The sequence below is a fragment of the Spirulina sp. 06S082 genome (assembly GCF_034932145.1).
Taxonomy (GTDB): Bacteria; Cyanobacteriota; Cyanobacteriia; order Cyanobacteriales; family Spirulinaceae; genus CCY15215.
Map to the genome: position 1 here is coordinate 1 of NZ_JAYGHV010000278.1, position 17,287 is coordinate 17,287.

Sequence of the window (17,287 nt, forward strand, 5' to 3'; positions counted from 1 at the left end):
GACAGCAGACAACCAAAAACTTAATTATGTTTCGGCTTCTCCTTCATAAACTATGCCGCCCCTGCTATCAGGTACTTCTTTTTGGTCGGACATTTTATCTGGCGAGAATCACCAATTCTGCCTATCTCGGCACACTTGGGTGCATTGGCTTTTTCAGACTAGCACAATTTCAATTAAACTGACTCCCTTGGGTCGGTTTTATTTGCTGGCCAAAATTCATCTCGCCGTTAAGCCTGTCGGCTCTAACGGGAGTCCTCTTTTGACATTTAAGATAGGGTTTTGCTTTGGGATGAATCAATAAAATTTGTGCTTTCGTCTGGGGTGGTGAGGATGTCCCATGGAAAGTTTATCCCTGTTTTATCCCCGATGGCGACCAGATTGTAAGCAAGACCTATTTAGGATACACCGAGCAATAACCCTTGCCCCCATAACACCGGAATATCACCCCCTAACCATCACCCAAAAATTCAGATAATGATATCTGCTCTACAGGGAGCAGTTTGTTCAGAGGTCATTCAAACAGAGAAGACTTTTTAATTCAATCGGAGCGGCGGGATTTGAACCCACGACCCCCACTACCCCAAAGTGGTGCGCTACCAAGCTGCGCTACGCCCCGAATTGCTTTCGCAGTTACCAATCATAGCACAGTTTTTGGAAAATGGGGTAACTCGGTCAAAAAACAGCGAGCATGGGTGCCACCGCTACTAATTCTCCCACCGCATCCGCAGACCAATTCCCCTCGCATCGTCGCCCAGAATGGAGAATTAAGCGTAACTCATAAGCATGAGGAAAACCCTCAGCTTCCAACCAGAGGCGATCGCTTTCCACTTGGCAGGTAATTCGTTCTTCCTCCATCAATTCTCCTGCCATTTGGCTCATTGTTTCCACTAATTGCCCTAGCAAACGGCAAAAATCCTGCCATTCCTCCTCTGTTAATTCAAATGCCCAATCTTCTCCCCCAACTAATCCTCGATATGGATCTGCCTCGGGATGCCACCCCAAACGCCATCCCAAACCACTTTTAAGGATGCGTCCCTTAATTTCTTCTTTCATAATTTATCTATCTACAAAATGCAAAAAGAGGACTCCCGCTAGACCTGAAAGGTTAGCGGTGAGATGAATTTTTGCCAACAAACAAAACCGACCAAAGGGAGTCCAAATAGATTGACATTCTCCGTAAAGATTGCTAGAATCTGGTTCAGGAGGTCAAAATGTTAACACTAACTTACGAGTATAAATTAGTCCCAAACGAAAAGCAAATCGAGGTGATTGAAAATACCTTGAGAGTCTGTCGTGCTGTCTGGAATTACGCCCTAAGAGAGCGAAAAGACTGGATTAACGCTCGAAAGTGTTCTGTTAATGCTTGTTCTCTAGAAAAAGAATATATCATTCCGGCGGATAAACCGTTCCCAAATTACAATATCCAAGCCAAACAATTAACAGAAGCTAAGAAAACCAACCTGTGGTTAAAATCAGTGAATGCTCAAGTCTTGCAACAGGTATTAAAAAGATTAGAGCGGGCATTTACAGATAGGCAATCAAAAAAACTGGGTTTTCCTCGTTTTAAGAACAAGTATAGGATGCGTTCTTTTGTGTATCCTCAAATGCTTAAGAATTGTCTCCAAGAAAACCAGATTAAACTACCTCAATTGGGATGGATTAAATTTAGGAAATCGAGAGATATTCCTGATGGTTTTGCGATTAAACAAGCGAGAATTATCAAGAAAGCATCAGGATATTTTATTCTACTGTCTTTACAGTTAAATGTAAATATTCCGGATGTTCCATTTCACGGTCATGCCATTGGGATAGATTTAGGATTGGACAAATTTCTAGCAACTTCTGACGGACAACTGGTCGAAAGACCTCGCTTTTTAAACCAACTGCACAGCAAGCTGAAATCGCTGCAACGTAAATTAAGGAATAAAAAGAAAGGGTCTAATAATCGACACAAATTAAACCAGAAAATAGCGAGATTACATCAAAAGATATCTGATACTCGTAAAGATTGGCAATTCAAACTAGCACATTCTCTTTGCGACCAAGCACAGTCAATATTTTTTGAAGATATTAACTTTAAATCTTGGGCAAAAGGAATGTTATCTAAACATTGCCTAGATGCTGCTTTTGGTCAATTTATTACCATTCTCAAATGGGTAGCATGGAAACGAGATGTTTTTGTCGCGGAAGTTGACAAGAATTACACCTCGCAAATCTGCCCAAAATGTGATTTTCACACTGGAAAAAAATCACTTTCCGAACGAGAACATCATTGCCCGAAGTGTGGATACAAAACCCATAGAGATATAGCAGCAGCAGAAGTTATCAGAGATAGAGGAATTGAAAATGCGCTAGGGCATAGCGTATCAGAAAATGCTTGTGGAGATGATCTGACGGGGGCTTTGCCTAGTCAAAAATCTGTGAAGCAGGAAATCTTGAATGCGAATTCAAGAATCTCCCGCTAGAACGCTCAAGCGTTTAGCGGTGAGAGTATGTCAATGTCCATCTTTTTTCATGGTCTTTGCCAGACCTAAAAATATTACATTTTGTTACTCAAACAAGGCGATCGTTGCAAACGTCCGGAACTTTCTTGAACAATTGCGAATATGTTGGGGATCGAAACAAGAATATCGGCTCGATAGTAGCGATCGCTTCTCGTAAGTCGATAGAATTAATACTTTCAGTTTGATAACGCTAATGAAGATCGACCTTAAAGGCTATACAATCCAAGCTCAAATTTACGAAAGCATTAACTCCATTGTCTATCGAGGGGTTGACGAACAAACGCAACAGCCGGCGATCCTCAAGATGCTCAAGTCTGATTATCCTTCATCTTATGCTTTAACTCGCTATCGACAAGAATATAAAATTCTCAAAAATCTTAAGATTCCGGGTGTTATTAAAGTTTACGATCTCAAACCCTATCGCAATACCCTGTTTCTTGTTCTCGAAGATTTTGGTGGAACTTCTTTAAGGAACTATCTTAATCCCACTCTCAATCAACAACAAGGGTTCTCTATTGGGGAATTTTTACCGATCGCGATCGAAATTGCCGATACTCTCGGCCAAATTCATGTCAAAAATATTATTCATAAAGATATTAATCCCGCTAATCTTGTTGTACATCCGGAAACCCAACAAGTTAAAATTATTGATTTTGGTATTGCTTCGGTTTTAACTCGCGAAAACCCGATCTTAAAAAGTCCCGATGTTTTAGAAGGAACATTAGCTTATATTTCTCCTGAACAAACGGGACGCATGAATCGCTTTCTCGATTATCGTAGCGATTTTTATTCTCTCGGAGTAACTTTTTATGAATTATTAACGGGAACTTTGCCGTTTACTAGCGATGATGCTTTGGAATTGGTACACTGCCATATTGCTAAAATTCCCGAGGCAATAGGGATGAGGCAACAGGCAAGAGAAAACGGGCAAGAAATACCGCAGGTACTGGGTGATATTGTGATGAAGTTAATGGCAAAAACTGCGGAGGAACGCTATCAGAGTGCTTGGGGATTAAAAGCAGATTTAGAACGATGTTGGGAACAGTTTCAAACTCGAGGGACAATTATTAATTTTCCCCTTGCAACTCACGATATTTCTACGAAGTTGCAAATTCCCCAGAAATTGTATGGCCGAGAACGAGAAATTAAAATACTATTGACTGCATTTGAAAGAGTTACGGGAAAAATTGAGGATTCTTCTGCTTCTCAAAACCCTAAGAGTGAATTAATGCTAGTTGCTGGATATTCAGGAATTGGTAAATCTGCTTTAGTCCATGAACTACATAAGTCTGTGACGCGATCGCGCGGTTATTTTATTTCAGGAAAATTCGACCAATTTCAACGCAATATTCCTTATTCTGCCCTCGTTCGTGCTTTTCAAGGATTAATTCAACAACTTTTAACTGAAAGTCCCGATCGCTTAAAACAATGGCAAGAAAAGTTACAAACATCTCTGGGAACAAATGGAAAAATCATTATTGATGTTATCCCAGAAGTAGAATATATTATTGGTAAACAGCCTCCTATCGCCGAACTTGCACCGACAGAAACACAAAATAGATTCCATCTTGTTTTCACCAATTTTCTGCAAGTTTTTGCTTCGTGGGAACATCCTTTAGTTATTTTTCTGGATGATTTACAATGGGCAGATTCAGCAACGCTCAAATTAATTTATCTTATCATGAACGATGTTGATATTTGTAATTTACTCATCATTGGTGCTTACCGAAATAATGAAGTCAGTGCGACTCATCCTTTAATGGTGATGTTAGATGAATTGGAGAAAGATCAGGCGATCGTTAATGAAATTGAACTCAAACCTTTAGACTGTGAGACCATTACTTATCTTCTCTCCGATACCTTAAATACCAATTTAACAACGGTCAGATCGTTTTCTGAATTGATTTTCAGCAAAACCAAAGGAAATCCTTTTTTTACGAACGAATTTATCAAAACATTATATACTGAAAAGCAACTTAATTTTGATTTAACATCTCGCACTTGGCAATGGAATATCCAAGCAATAAAGGCACTTAATATTACAGATAATGTTGTAGAATTGATGATTGATAAATTATATAAATTACCCGATCGCACCCAAACAGCCCTTTATATTGCAGCTTGTCTAGAAGCAGAATTTCATCTCGATACTCTCTCAATTATCTGCGATCGATCGGCAAAAGAAATATTCTCCGATTTACAAGCAGCATTGCGATCGGAACTAATATTTCCACTTTCTGAATTAGATGAAGAACTCTTAATTCGAGAATATAAGTTTGGTCACGATCGCATTCAACAAGCAGCTTATAATCTTATTAAAGAATCAGAAAAAAAAGAGATTCATTTAAAGATAGGTCGCGCCTTATTACACAAAATAGAATCGGAAAAAATAAGAACAAAAATATTTAATGTTGTCGATCAATTTAATCTTGCTCTTGATTTAATCATAGATGAGTCTGAACGCGATCGCATTGCCGAATTAAATCTCATTGCGGCACAAAAATCTCAAGATTCTGCTGCCTACGAACCAGCATTACAATATCTACAAGCTGGGATTCAATTACTCGGCGATCGCCCTTGGCTAAGGCAGTACAATCTCATGCTTTCTCTGTCTACAAAAGCTGTTTCTGCTGCTTATTCTTTTGGCGACTTTGTGACAATGGATCGCTTTGCCCGAGAAGTGTTAGAAAATGCTCGTTCTCTTCTCGATCGCATTAAAGTTGAACAACTTCTTCTCTATTCCTATCTCGCTAGACAAAAATTTCGCGAAGCTATTGAAAAAGGACTAGAAATTGTAGAATTATTAGACCCGAATTTACTCCTTCGCTTGCATTCTTTCGATTTCAATCGCGACATCAAAGAAATTAAAGAAATATTAGGCGATCGCCAAGCCTCAGATTTACTCAAACATTCTCTCTTACAAGAAGAGAATAAAATAGTTATTTTAGAAATATTATCCAGTTTAGTTGTACCGACAATTATCGCCGATCCGAGCTTATTTATTCCTATTGTTTTACAAATGACGCTTGTTTCAATGCGATCGGGAAATGCACCAGAATCAACCTATGGTTATGCTTGGTACGGTTTAATTTTAACCAGTATTACCGGAGAAATTGAAGCGGGATACCAATTCGGACAACTGGCATTAAATTTATTAAATCAGTTAAACGTCCCAGAATTAACCGCGAAAGTTAATATTGTTGTTTATTTCTTCATTGCTCACTGGCGAGATAGCCTGAATAAAAGTTTAAAGCCCTTAAAAACAACTTATATTCAAGGAATTGAAACGGGAGATATTGCTCATGCAGGTTGGGCAGCTTACGATTATTGCAATCATTTATTTTGGAGCGGAAAAGAATTAACAGCAGTGGCACGAGAAATGGTAAACTATAATCATGCTATTCGTAAAATTAAACAACAAGCCGCACTGAGTTATTTAGAGATTTATCAACAAACTATCGAAAATTTATCAAGTTCCGTCGAACAGCCGGATTTGTTAGCCGGAAAATATTATCAAGAACAGGAAATGTTGGCTTTTTATCAAGCCAATGGCGATCGCACTGGACTGAGTTTCTTATATGTTAATAAACTGGTTCTCGGTTATTTATTTGGCGAGTATGAAAATGCCCTCAAATTTGCCCTCCACGCAGCAACGAATATTGCTGCGGTACCAGGGATTTTTGTGAGTGCCGTGTTAGTGTTTTATGATTCCTTAACTCGTTTGGCACTATTCGATCGCATTGAAGCCCGAGAACGCGATATTTTTGTGCAAAAAGTAGAGGAAAATCAAGCTAAACTGCAAATCTGGGCAACTCATGCCCCGATGAATTTTCAGCATAAATACGATCTAGTTGTAGCAGAAAAAGTGCGGGTTTTAAGCCGAGATTGGCAAGCAGCAGAAGTGTACGATCGCGCTATTCGCGGTGCAAGGGAGAATGGCTACTATCAAGAAGAAGCCCTTGCCAACGAACTTGCAGCCCAATTCTACCGCGATCGCGGCATAGAAAAAGTATCCTGTGCCTATTTACGAGATGCCTATTATGGTTATACGCGCTGGGGGGCGATCGCTAAAGTAGAAAGCCTCGCGCGCCAACATCCCGACTTCATTCAAAATCTCACAAAAACAATATCTACAACTATTACTCAGACTCGCAGCCTAAACGTTACTAACACCAGCACCAGCACCGGAGAGATTTTGGATTTAGCCGCAGCGATCGAAGCCTCCCAAGCGATCGGCAGTGAAATTGTCCTCGATAAACTCCTGCAAACCTTGATGACCCTTATTTTAGCGAATGCAGGTGCCACGCGGGGAGTCTTGCTTTTGGAACAACAGGGACAATTGAGCATTGAAGCAGAAGGCAGGGTAGAATCCCCAGAAATTAAGGTTTTGCAGTCTTTACCCCTTGACGATCGCCTGCCTGTATCCCTCATTCATTACGTCGCCCGCACGGGAGAAACGGTTGTTCTCCACAATGCAGCCCTAGAAGGCAATTTTAGTGAAGATGCCTACATCCAAAAACAGCGATCGCGATCGCTGCTCTGTTTTCCTCTGATCGAACGCGGTTCTCTCGTTAGTATTATTTTTCTGGAAAATAATCTCACATCGGGGGCATTTTCTCCCGATCGCTTGCAACTATTGCAACTTCTTTCCGGACAAGCTGCCATTTCCATTGTTAATTCGCGTCTTTATCACACCCTAGAAGAAAAAGTCAAACAGCGCACCGCCCAACTGGCCGAGGCCAATGCAGAGATCCGCACCCTCAACCAAAAACTAACCACCGAGAATCTGCGCTTGGGGGCTGAATTGGATGTGGCCAAGCAAATGCAACAGATGATTCTCCCCAAAGCAGAAGAACTCGATCGGATTAAAGGTTTGGCGATCGCCGGATTTATGGAACCTGCCGATGAAGTTGGGGGAGATTATTATGATGTTCTCCAACAAGATGATATTGTTACAATTGCAATTGGAGATGTCACCGGCCACGGTTTAGAAAGCGGGATTTTAATGGTTATGGTTCAAACTGCCGTGCGAACTCTGCATGAATTGCAGGAACGAGATCCCAAACGCTTTCTCAATACCTTAAATCGCACAATTTATAACAACGTGCAACGAATGAATGTTGATAAAAATCTAACTTTAGTCTTGCTTAATTATCAAGAAGGTCGGGTTAGTATAAGCGGACAGCATGAGGAAATTTTAGCAGTCAGAAAAGATGGAGAAATACATCGCATCGATACAATTGATTTAGGTTTTCCGATTGGTTTAGAAGTAGAAATTAGCGAGTTTGTGCAAAGTAGCGACCTAGAGTTAGAAATTGGTGACGGCCTCGTTCTCTACACCGATGGTATTATTGAGGCTCAAAACAAGAACCAAGAATTTTATGGGATCGAAAGACTTTGCGATCGCACCTCTCAATATTGGTCGCGATCGGTTGCTGAGATTCAACACGCTATTATTGAAGACGTGAAACACCATATTGGCCAAGAGAAAATGTTCGACGATCTCACACTTTTAATCATTAAAAGACAGTAGCAAACCCGCACAAATGGCGATCGCAACTTCTTAAGTTTAGCGAATATTTTTACCAGATCCAGCCCAAAACGGGAAGATTAAGGGATAATATTAACGCGATCGCAATTTTAACAATCAGCCTTCATAATGCTTGAAAATCTTCCCATTCCCACAGATCTCGCCGTTTATACCCAGTGGTGCGGCATTTTAACCCTCGTCCTCTTAGTTATTACCATTCTTGCCTTCTTACTCAAATGGGGGTTGCGTTTCCGTCTTTTTGGGGCAACCGCTTTTGCTGTAGTCCTCACCGTTGGCTTTTTTGGACTCAACTTAGGACTATTCAAGCATATCGCCATTCCAGGAGCCGTCCGCTATACTTTAGTTTTTGACAATGCAGCCGACAATGTGGTATTAGCCATTCCCCCGGAAACGACGCGATCGCAGGTTGAAGCTACCCTGCGTCAAGCTGCTATTGATATTTCTCCCTTCGGACGTTTAGCAATGCAGGATAATATGGTGACAATTCGCGCGAGAACTGTTATTCATCCCGAACCAGGACTCTCACTGCCTTTATACTTAGGAGAAGCGAAAAAACCATCCAATTCTCGCGATCCTGAAAATATCACCGTTGAACTATTTCCCGATAATTGGGACAAACTTTCCGCCGTTGATAGTTAACAGTAACCGATGGAAAAACTAACCTCTTCAATAACCCCACTTCTCATTTCTCCTGCTAAAATTCTGCGGGGAAATAGCATTATCAGTCAATGCGGGCAGGACATCGCGCATTTAGGCAAACGTCCTTTAGTTGTAGGTGGCGATCGCGTTCTTCCGGTCGTTTTTCCTCAACTTCAGTCTGTTTTTCAACGCTATAAACTGGCGGCAGAATCTGTTAGTTATACCCCTGATTGTTCGGAAAGTTCTCTGGCAATTTTACAAGGGGCGATCGCGGCACATAATGCGGATTTTATCATTGGAGTGGGGGGAGGAAAAGCCCTCGACACTGCCAAACTTTTAGCCCATCGCAGTCAGCTTCCCATCGTTACTATTCCCACTTCTGGGGCAACTTGTGCCGCTTGGAGTGCCTTATCTAATGTTTACTCGAATGAAGGAGCATTTCAATATGATGTTCCCCTCGATCGCTGTCCCGATCTCCTCATTTTGGATTACGATCTGATTCAAACTGCCCCTCAAAGGACTTTAATTGCGGGTATTGGAGATGCGATCGCCAAGTGGTATGAAGCCTCGGTGAGTAGTGGAAATTCTCCTGCTACATTAACGATCGCCGCAGTCCAACAAGCACGAGTTTTGCGGGATATTCTCTTGCAAAAGTCTGCCCAAGCATTGCAAAATCCAGGGGGAGAAGACTGGCGAGAAGTCGTCGATGCGAGTGTTTTATTAGCAGGGGTTATAGGGGGTTTAGGTGGGGCGAATTGTCGCACTGTTGCCGCCCATGCCGTGCATAATGGTTTAACCCATATTCCCGAAGCCCACGGGATTTTACACGGTGAAAAAGTTGCTTATGGAATACTTGTTCAATTACGTTTAGAAGAGATGGTACAAGGCAATCAACTCGCAATTACAGCACGACAACAATTATTAAAATTTTATCACGATATTGGTTTACCCAAAACTTTAGAAGATTTGGGATTAGACGGTATCTCTTTAGCTGCTTTGCGTCATAGTGCGGAAATTGCCTGCCAGCCTCAATCTGACATTCACAGATTACCATTTGCTGTGACTCCAGAACAACTGATGGCAGCAATGGTTTCCACTACGGTTATTACAGAAAATAGCCGGAAAGTGAGTGCTTCTAAAACTTTGCCAGCTATTTTAGAATAGTTTATTGGCCAGAAAATCGCTTTTTCCTTTTTGCCCTTAACTTTCCCATTCTTCAACAATTTGTTTTTCGCGATCGCGTAATTCTTCCCCTAATTTACTCCAGTCAAGGCGATCTGTGGGGGTATCCTGAATTAATTGCCCGTGTTGGAGGTAAAGAATGCGATCGCAAAATTCTTGTGCCAATTCTAATTGATGATTGGCCATAATAATAGTCATTTTTTCATCTTCGCTGAGTTCCCTTAAAACTGTTAAAAGATGGGTTGCTTTGCCTACATCTAAAGCGGAAGTCGGTTCGTCGAGTAAGAGGATTTTTGGTTCTAAAATTAAAGCGCGAGTGATGGCGACTAATTGGCGCTGTCCTAAAGAAAGTTGGAGTTCATTGCGATCGCGCCATTCTTCCGGAATTCGCATTCGTCTGCACCATTTTTCAATTCTTTCTTTGATTTCTCGCTTGGGAATTTTTTGTAAAATGAGAGGATAAGCTAATGCGGCTTCGACTTGCATTCCTAATAGCTTGGGTTCTTGTAAAACTAAAACAATTTCTCGCCGTAATTGTAAAATAGGTAGCGTAGAAAATAAAGAAGTATTAAAGAAAATTTTACCCAATGCCGGATCGTTGAGGCGATTAAGCAATCTTAAAAGTGTTGTTTTTCCCGACCCAGAAGCGCCAATGAGGGCAACGCGATCGCTTTTATCGATCTCAAAACTAATATCTTGTAATAAATATCCCGAACCCAAAGAAGCAGCAAAACTGACTTGTTGTAGTTGTAAGATAGGAGTTGCGCGATCGTGCATGATAAATTATCCCCAATGGGTTGCCATCCAAATTGTCCAAATATCCATCAGTAACAATAGCAGAGTTACACCTAATAAAATAAAATACATCCAAGGTTGAGAAAGAGGGCGAACATCATTAGTATCGATTCCTGTTTTCTCAGTTACTAATTTTGTTAAACGGGAAAATCCGACGACACGCATGGGTAATAAATAAGCGCGATCGCGATCCAGAATTACTTTCACTTAATACAAATATATTGATTTTCGGGATAAATAATTAGGTTTATTAGATGCTACCATGCAAATGACCAATACTGAGAGCGTTCTTGAGAGTATTAATCATAAATTTTAAGGTTTTCCTAAGATTTGCTATGTAACAATATTAAAAATACTCAGGAAAAGGCAATAATACAATATCTCTGCTTTTCTCATTCTCTTTTTATTCTTTTTCTATTTTCTTTATGCTTCAATCTGCACTCAGTCACGCTAATCCAAAATTACTGCTGGTTACTTCTCGTGCCTTGGCAGCATTGCGTCCTTCTTTAATTGCTTTTTTGATTGCCAATGCGACTCTCTTAAGCGGTGGGATGGAAACACCGATTTCCTTCTGTAATGTTTTATTTGTGGGCAACCTTTGCGCGGCTTTAGCAGTAGTAATGTGGTTTGGCTTTAAACCTATTATAGAGGACTTGCGATCGCTAGATACCAAGACTTGGATCGGACTCTCGATCAATGGTTGTTTGGCTGCCTTACTCTCAACACTCATATTTTTAGGTCTGAGAGATACCACCGTTACCAATGCCGTTTTACTAGGACGTTTTGGGCCTGTTATTTATGCTTTGATCGGGGCGATCGTGTTGAAAAAGAAAATACTTAAATGGGAATGGGTTGGTTTTTCATTTATTATTATCGGCATTTTAGCAATTGTTTTAATTAGCAACAATTTTCAGATTAATCAAGGGGATTTGCTGATTCTGGGTTCGACATTATGTTATGCAGCAACATCGCTTATCGGCAAATTAATGCTCTCAAAAAGCCATAATTTAAGAGTTATTGTTTTCAGCCGTAATTTTATCTCTTCTACGGTTTTTTTGATTGTCGTTAGTATTTTATTTGGCCCTAGCCATTTCTCGGAAGCATTCTCAGGACAGCTTTGGATTGCTATGTCAATCTATGCAGTAATTATCATCGTACTTGCTCAATTTATGTGGTATTTTGCCCTTGAAAAACTAGACTCTAAAACTATCGGAAAATGGACGGTGTTATCCCCTATCTTTGGAGTTACTTTTGCATTTATACTCAATGGAGAGCGACCATCCTGGGTACAAGTTATTGCTTTTACTATCATTATGTCTGGCGTTTTGATTACCAATTTAAGTAAGCAAATTAAATCCATGCCGACAGCAGAAATGGCGGTTGCAGGAGAAAGCAGCAGTATGGCAAGCTAAGGCTATTTTCTATTCTTTTTTAACCCCTCAAAAAATTATGAAAATTCTGGCAATTTGCGATCCAACAAGATACGATCGCCCTCCTCTAGATGTCCCTACTTTTTATCAGTATCTTGCCCAAAAAACAGAGATCGACTTTTTTCATATTCCCAGCGATCGCGTTTTTGCCAATCCTCCTGAGTCCCCTTTAATTCAAGTGGCTCCCGTTACCGGAATGCTATCCTACGAAAGATTTTTAGAGTTAGGCAATTTTGCTGATTTCCCCATCTCTTTGCAAGAGATTGACCTGATTTTTTGTCGAACATTAAAACCTTTTCCTTTGGGTTATTTGCGTCAACTACAAAACTGGGAAAAATTTGTTAAGTTTGTCAATAGTCCAACCGGAAAACAAGAGCAAATTCAAGCTGATTTTTTACTGAAAGTTGCTGAAGCATTTATTCCCGATACTATTGTTACCGCAGATTGGCAAGAAGCCGTCGAGTTTTTCACGAAATACAATATTATTGTGGCTAAACAAGTTAATAGTTGTGGGGGGCGAGGTATTTTTAAAATTGAGTATCTTGAGGGAAAGTTTCAGGTTGATAACTTTTTAACAGGAGTGCGGGAATTTACCCTATTTTCTGAGGTTATGAATTATCTGCAACAATCCCAAAATGATCCGTTAATTTTCATGCGCTATTTAACCCGCGTCGATGCAGGAGATAAGCGCATTGTTGTTGTGGATGGAGAAATTTATGGTGCCTATATTCGTCGCTCTGCAAGCGGACATTGGATTAATAATGTTAGTAAAGATGGAGAATGTTTTTTGGCAGAAATTACCTCGGAGGAAAAAGAAGCGATCGCAGAAACAGTAGATGCTTATCGCGATCGAGGACTGCATACTCTCGGTTATGATTTTCTCATGGATGAAGCAGGAAAATGGCGCATTAGTGAAATTAATGCGGGTAATATTGGTGGTTTTGCTCGTTTAGAATTGTTAACGAGTCAACCGATCATGGCTCGATTATTAACATGGTTAGTTGAGTTTGCCCAACGTCCTTAATAAGACCTTAATATTACCCTGAGAGTACGCTGAAAATAACCTGTATTTTTTCCTCGGAATCTTTACCCCTTTTTTTCAGGTTTTTGGCATACTATTTAATTATTGGTGAAATTCAACTTTTTTGCCCATGAGGATGACTTTAGAAGCTACTCCCAGAGAAACCGATGAAATTTTGATTCGCCCTTACAATGCTTGCGATTTTACCGCGATCGCTTCTATCTATAATGAGTCGATCGCAGCTAAAAATACAACAATGGATTGTGAGTTTTTTAGTGCGGACAAAATTCGCTTGCAGGTTGAAAAATTTAGCGATCGCGAGACGATTTTGGTTGCTCAAAAAGGCGATCGCACTATCGGCTGGGGTATTATTAAACGCTATAGCGATCGCCAAGGCTATCGAGTTTGTTGCGAAACTTCTATCTATCTTTCTCTCGCTGAAACGGGGAAAGGATACGGGAAAAAACTACAAACTATTCTATTACAGCAAGTCAAGGAATTTGGCTACCATCACATTGTTGCTAAAATTCTGGCTTGCAATCAAAAAAGTATTACTTTTCACCAATACTTCGGTTTTGAGTTAGTGGGAATTCAAAAAGAAATTGGCTATCTGAATGGCTGTTGGCATGATATGGCAATTCTACAGTTAATTTTCCCAGATATTCCTCCTCATCTTCCCGATCTTGCTTAAATAGTGAACAATTTTTCATTAATATTCCTTAATCATTAATAAAAGGATTTTTCTCTCATGATTCAAGTCGCTAGTTTCCCCAAAACTCAGATTTTGCCCGCTTCTCTTCAATCTCTAATCCATCGCATTCAGGGTCAAATCCAACTAACTCCTAAGACAATTCGAGATTGCCTTCTTGCTGCTAATATTAATCCTCAAGATTTACTGCCTTGGGCAGATTTTGCACATCCTATGGCTGACTGTTATGGTCGTAATTTAGTTTACGATGGTGGTTTTTTTGAAATTATGGTAATGTCTTGGCGCGATCGCGATTATAGTGCTATTCACGATCACGGTGCGACAGAATGGGGGGCGGTACAATGTTTCGGCCCCGCAGAGCATTATACTTATCAGTTAGAGGAGGGGATTTTATCGACTCTGGAAAAATGCGATTTTGTCCCAGGAGAAGTGAAGTTAGTCGATCGCAGTCTCATTCATCAAATGGGCAATTTAAGCGGGGAATGTTTCCTTAGTTTGCACGTTTATGGTTTCAATTTACCAGAGGGGACTATTACAGGCAATGCGCGACTTTTTGACCTTTGGGAGGGCTGCATTCAACACACCGATGGAGGGGTTTTCTTCGGCTTACCCGAGGCACAAATTAACGATCGCATCTATGGGTTACAAGGCGATCGCGAAACAACTTTGCGTCATCATCAGCAAATGCGCGATCGCTTGTTACAAATTTTAGCAGTGCGATCGGATTCTCAATTAACTTTAAAATTGGCAGCATTAGAAAAGGCGATCGCATTTCTAAAATAAACACATATTTCCGCTTGTAGGGAAAACACTTTTGCTTAAATCTGCTACGATCGCCGTTTGTGCCGTTTCAATTCATACAGTGCGAAAAGGATCGTCCCTACAAAAAGGGGCAGGAAATAGTAGATAATCCGATAAACTAACAGAGCCTCCAGCAGTTTTTCGGTGGCGATGGGCGGTGAAAGCAGTAAAATGAGTACGGTTTCAAAAACCCCCAGTCCTCCTGGAACATTACTGAGAATGCCAGCAAGTTGTGCTAAGACATAAACACTGAAAAATCTCCAGAATAAAAGTGAGTTAGCAGGGAGCAGCAACACATAAAGTACGGCGGCGGCTAAAATCCAGTCACAGGAAGTTACAGCGATCTGTCCGAGGGAGAGGGGTAGGGGAAGATGGGGCAGTACCCATTGTTTAACTCGCAGCGATCGCCGTCCTTTGGCACTCCAGATCAGGTAGCCGGCGATCGTCAGGAGAAAGATGTATCCCACCGGATGAATAGAATCAAAGGGTAAACGTATCTGTTTCGGTATCGTTAGGGGTTCAACCGAAAAAGTAATCCCTCCCACGGCAAACAAGCCGATCCAAAAGCTAATATTACAGAAGGTAATAATTTGAGCAATTTTCCCAGCAGAGAATCCCCAAGCGCTATAGAAACGGTAGCGAATGGCACTCCCACTCAGCAAAGCAAAGCCAATACTGTTACTTAGAGCGTAGCTGACGACGGAGACTAAGGCAACTTTGGGGTAGGGTAAAGACTTACCCACGTAGCGAGTGGCCAGCACATCGTAACCCGTCAGCAGAATATAGTTCACGAATGTTAGTGCTAGGGCAAAAAACAACCCTGGTACAGAGATTCCTTGCAAGCTATTGAGAATTTCTTGAGGCTTTGATTTCTCTAATTCTTGACCGATCGCCAGAAGAGAGAGGCCAAATAACATTAGACTGATAACAAATGGCAGGATTTTTGAGAACTTTTTAAAGCCATTGGCAAAAGTATTACTCAAAAACTGAGTCCCAAAATAATCTCCTAAGCGATCGTCAGAGTCAGCACGGACTAAAGCGACGACAATATTCGGGAGTGCAGCTAGTTCGGGATAAACGAGATAGCGAGATTCCCATTCGGGATGAAACTTATCTTTGTAAGCACGAAGTCCTTGAAAATTATAAAATTGGCTGAGATGTTTGTAGAGATAGTGCATTCCTTTTTCCAGCCGTGTTGTTTCCCCAGTTTCCCCAACCCCAGAGAGTGCCGCTAAACCGAGATTAAAACTTTCGTATCCCCGTGCTTGGAAGTGTTGCAACATGGAGATAAAGAGAAAATCCATTGTACCTTGTTCTATATTAGCCTGATGGCGCATGAGGTCGAGGGTCGCTTCGGGAATTTGGTATTCTGGGATAGTATTGGCAAAAGCAACCGGATTTCCCGCTTTGTTGTGTACGACGGCGACCTCACACTCTTTTAAGTAATTATCATCAAACCAGCCCAAGGAAAACTTTTTTTCCGATCCTTGCATAGATGCAAGCCATTGGTCGCTGATGCCTCGTAATTCTTGCAGTAAGGAATCGGCGATCGGGGGGGCATAATATTCTACACGGTAGCCCTGTTTGGTGAGCTTATTCACGGCGGTACGGAGATTCTTGCCCGCTTTGCCCTCTAAGGTAAAGGTTTTCAGATTAACAACGGCTTCCTCGCCAATTTTCAGGGTTTTAAAGCCGAGACTGCGGTAGATTTCCAGATCCTCCGGTAGGGTTTGATAAAAGGCGGGTTGCCAGTCATTGCGATCGCAAAATTGCTGAAATCCCCAAATGGCCTCTTGGCGATCGCCGATTGGACCGATGGGATCGCCGAGGGCAATCGCCCCTCGTCCTTTGGGAACATAGGCGATCGCGGTTTGTCCCGAGGGGCTAAAGTAATAGGACTTATCCGGTAACAAAGCCAAGCGAGCGAGGGAAGAATGACCGTAGCGCTCAATAATTTCAGTTGCTTTCCGGCGCTCGTCCTCCGTGGCTGCATCGCGAAAGATGACCGGACGCAGTAACATCCAGAGGGCGTAGGTAACGGTGACTCCCCCCATGAGGTAAATGGAATCGGCAAAATAGGCACCAAAGCGCGTGGTGGCCTGTAACCCTGTATTATCCTCCGTCAGAAACAGAGCGAGAGTTTGGGTCAATGCAGCCGGTAAACTAAACTGGGTGGAATAGTGGCGATCGAGGAGAAAAAAACCGAGGCTACCATAGGCAAGGGTAAATAGGAGCGCCCCTAGCATGACCCAAATTCCTTGCATGATGGAGGGGCGATCGGACTGGGCAGTAAAAACCCGTCGCATCCACCACAACTGCCCTAATAGAAGCATTGAGAGCAAACTTTCTTCAATATCCAGCCCTTTGATCAGGTGGCTGAGGATGGATATCCCCAAGAGGATCGTTGCTAACAGCCAGGCTAAACGCTTGCGACGGAGTAAATTATTGGCTAGGTTAAGTAAGCCAAACCCCGTTAGGGCGGCGAAAAAATGCCCTCCCGCACGAATCTCAAAAGGATAGAGGTCTTTGAGCCAGTCGATGCGGGTGGGTAAACTGGGCAGGATGGCGGATAATAAGTTAATAATGCCGACGATCGCGGTTAATAAGGCGATCGCCCACAGTCCAAGTCTGGTGCGTCGATCGAGCATGATCTTA

The 17,287-nt window shown here is 41.6% G+C and carries 12 protein-coding genes, 1 tRNA gene and 2 pseudogenes; 9 read left to right on the top strand and 6 right to left on the bottom strand.

Annotated elements, in window-relative coordinates; genetic code table 11:
- Nucleotides 1–542: 542 nt before the first annotated feature.
- Both VB714_RS16450 and VB714_RS16455 read right to left on the bottom strand, forming a co-directional pair.
- A tRNA-Pro gene (locus VB714_RS16450) sits at nucleotides 543–616 on the bottom strand.
- A 56-nt stretch (nucleotides 617–672) separates the two neighbouring features.
- Complete coding sequence (locus VB714_RS16455; protein ID WP_323225726.1) at nucleotides 673–1,053, bottom strand: DUF1818 family protein; 381 nt, start codon at nucleotides 1,051–1,053, stop codon at nucleotides 673–675.
- 158 nt (nucleotides 1,054–1,211) lie between these two features.
- Between VB714_RS16455 and VB714_RS16460 the strand changes: the two genes are divergently transcribed.
- The 5 genes from VB714_RS16460 (at nucleotide 1,212) to VB714_RS16480 (ending at nucleotide 9,858) form a co-directional block, all read left to right on the top strand.
- Nucleotides 1,212–2,465, top strand: a complete 1,254-nt coding sequence (locus VB714_RS16460) for a transposase (protein ID WP_323225727.1) — start codon at nucleotides 1,212–1,214, stop codon at nucleotides 2,463–2,465.
- The gene (locus tag VB714_RS16465; protein WP_323225728.1) at nucleotides 2,440–2,661 is read left to right on the top strand and encodes a hypothetical protein; all 222 of its coding nucleotides are present in this window, start codon (nucleotides 2,440–2,442) and stop codon (nucleotides 2,659–2,661) included. The genes VB714_RS16460 and VB714_RS16465 overlap by 26 nt, the downstream gene beginning before the upstream one ends.
- A gap of 36 nt (nucleotides 2,662–2,697) precedes the next feature.
- Complete coding sequence (locus VB714_RS16470; protein ID WP_323225729.1) at nucleotides 2,698–8,037, top strand: AAA family ATPase; 5,340 nt, start codon at nucleotides 2,698–2,700, stop codon at nucleotides 8,035–8,037.
- A gap of 126 nt (nucleotides 8,038–8,163) precedes the next feature.
- Complete coding sequence (locus tag VB714_RS16475; RefSeq protein WP_323225730.1) at nucleotides 8,164–8,694, top strand: Ycf51 family protein; 531 nt, start codon at nucleotides 8,164–8,166, stop codon at nucleotides 8,692–8,694.
- 9 nt (nucleotides 8,695–8,703) lie between these two features.
- Nucleotides 8,704–9,858 carry an iron-containing alcohol dehydrogenase family protein gene (locus VB714_RS16480; protein WP_323225731.1) on the top strand — a complete coding sequence of 385 codons (1,155 nt, stop codon included), beginning with the start codon at nucleotides 8,704–8,706 and terminating at the stop codon, nucleotides 9,856–9,858.
- A gap of 36 nt (nucleotides 9,859–9,894) precedes the next feature.
- Here VB714_RS16480 and VB714_RS16485 read toward each other — a convergent pair whose 3' ends face one another.
- A complete protein-coding gene (locus tag VB714_RS16485) occupies nucleotides 9,895–10,653 on the bottom strand; it encodes an ATP-binding cassette domain-containing protein (protein WP_323225732.1) in 759 nt (252 codons plus the stop codon).
- A gap of 6 nt (nucleotides 10,654–10,659) precedes the next feature.
- Nucleotides 10,660–10,857, bottom strand: a pseudogene (locus VB714_RS16490) (hypothetical protein); the annotation flags it as partial.
- Nucleotides 10,858–11,096: 239 nt separating this feature from the next.
- Between VB714_RS16490 and VB714_RS16495 the strand changes: the two are divergent.
- The 4 genes from VB714_RS16495 (at nucleotide 11,097) to VB714_RS16510 (ending at nucleotide 14,614) form a co-directional block, all read left to right on the top strand.
- A complete protein-coding gene (locus tag VB714_RS16495) occupies nucleotides 11,097–12,083 on the top strand; it encodes a DMT family transporter (RefSeq protein ID WP_323225734.1) in 987 nt (328 codons plus the stop codon).
- 37 nt (nucleotides 12,084–12,120) lie between these two features.
- Nucleotides 12,121–13,125, top strand: a complete 1,005-nt coding sequence (locus VB714_RS16500) for an ATP-grasp domain-containing protein (protein WP_323225735.1) — start codon at nucleotides 12,121–12,123, stop codon at nucleotides 13,123–13,125.
- Nucleotides 13,126–13,252: 127 nt separating this feature from the next.
- A complete protein-coding gene (locus VB714_RS16505; RefSeq protein ID WP_323225736.1) occupies nucleotides 13,253–13,813 on the top strand; it encodes a GNAT family N-acetyltransferase in 561 nt (186 codons plus the stop codon).
- A gap of 57 nt (nucleotides 13,814–13,870) precedes the next feature.
- Nucleotides 13,871–14,614 (top strand): cysteine dioxygenase family protein, encoded by a 744-nt coding sequence (locus VB714_RS16510; protein WP_323225737.1) that lies wholly within the window; start codon nucleotides 13,871–13,873, stop codon nucleotides 14,612–14,614.
- A gap of 44 nt (nucleotides 14,615–14,658) precedes the next feature.
- Here VB714_RS16510 and VB714_RS27500 read toward each other — a convergent pair whose 3' ends face one another.
- A complete protein-coding gene (locus tag VB714_RS27500; RefSeq protein ID WP_416309713.1) occupies nucleotides 14,659–15,615 on the bottom strand; it encodes a flippase-like domain-containing protein in 957 nt (318 codons plus the stop codon).
- A gap of 12 nt (nucleotides 15,616–15,627) precedes the next feature.
- Nucleotides 15,628–17,280 (bottom strand): annotated as a pseudogene (locus VB714_RS27505) (phosphatidylglycerol lysyltransferase domain-containing protein); the annotation flags it as partial.
- Nucleotides 17,281–17,287 lie beyond the last annotated feature (7 nt).

What these genes read in the sequence shown, in the direction of transcription:
- VB714_RS16480 (WP_323225731.1), top strand. Translation starts at nt 8,704, where the DNA reads ATGGAAAAACTAACCTCTTCAATAACCCCACTTCTCATTTCTCCTGCT.
- VB714_RS16510 (WP_323225737.1), top strand. Translation starts at nt 13,871, where the DNA reads ATGATTCAAGTCGCTAGTTTCCCCAAAACTCAGATTTTGCCCGCTTCT.
- VB714_RS16470 (WP_323225729.1), top strand. Translation starts at nt 2,698, where the DNA reads ATGAAGATCGACCTTAAAGGCTATACAATCCAAGCTCAAATTTACGAA.
- VB714_RS16485 (WP_323225732.1), bottom strand. Translation starts at nt 10,653, where the DNA reads ATGCACGATCGCGCAACTCCTATCTTACAACTACAACAAGTCAGTTTT.
- VB714_RS16475 (WP_323225730.1), top strand. Translation starts at nt 8,164, where the DNA reads ATGCTTGAAAATCTTCCCATTCCCACAGATCTCGCCGTTTATACCCAG.
- VB714_RS16500 (WP_323225735.1), top strand. Translation starts at nt 12,121, where the DNA reads ATGAAAATTCTGGCAATTTGCGATCCAACAAGATACGATCGCCCTCCT.
- VB714_RS16495 (WP_323225734.1), top strand. Translation starts at nt 11,097, where the DNA reads ATGCTTCAATCTGCACTCAGTCACGCTAATCCAAAATTACTGCTGGTT.
- VB714_RS16465 (WP_323225728.1), top strand. Translation starts at nt 2,440, where the DNA reads ATGCGAATTCAAGAATCTCCCGCTAGAACGCTCAAGCGTTTAGCGGTG.
- VB714_RS16455 (WP_323225726.1), bottom strand. Translation starts at nt 1,053, where the DNA reads ATGAAAGAAGAAATTAAGGGACGCATCCTTAAAAGTGGTTTGGGATGG.
- VB714_RS16460 (WP_323225727.1), top strand. Translation starts at nt 1,212, where the DNA reads ATGTTAACACTAACTTACGAGTATAAATTAGTCCCAAACGAAAAGCAA.
- VB714_RS16505 (WP_323225736.1), top strand. Translation starts at nt 13,253, where the DNA reads ATGAGGATGACTTTAGAAGCTACTCCCAGAGAAACCGATGAAATTTTG.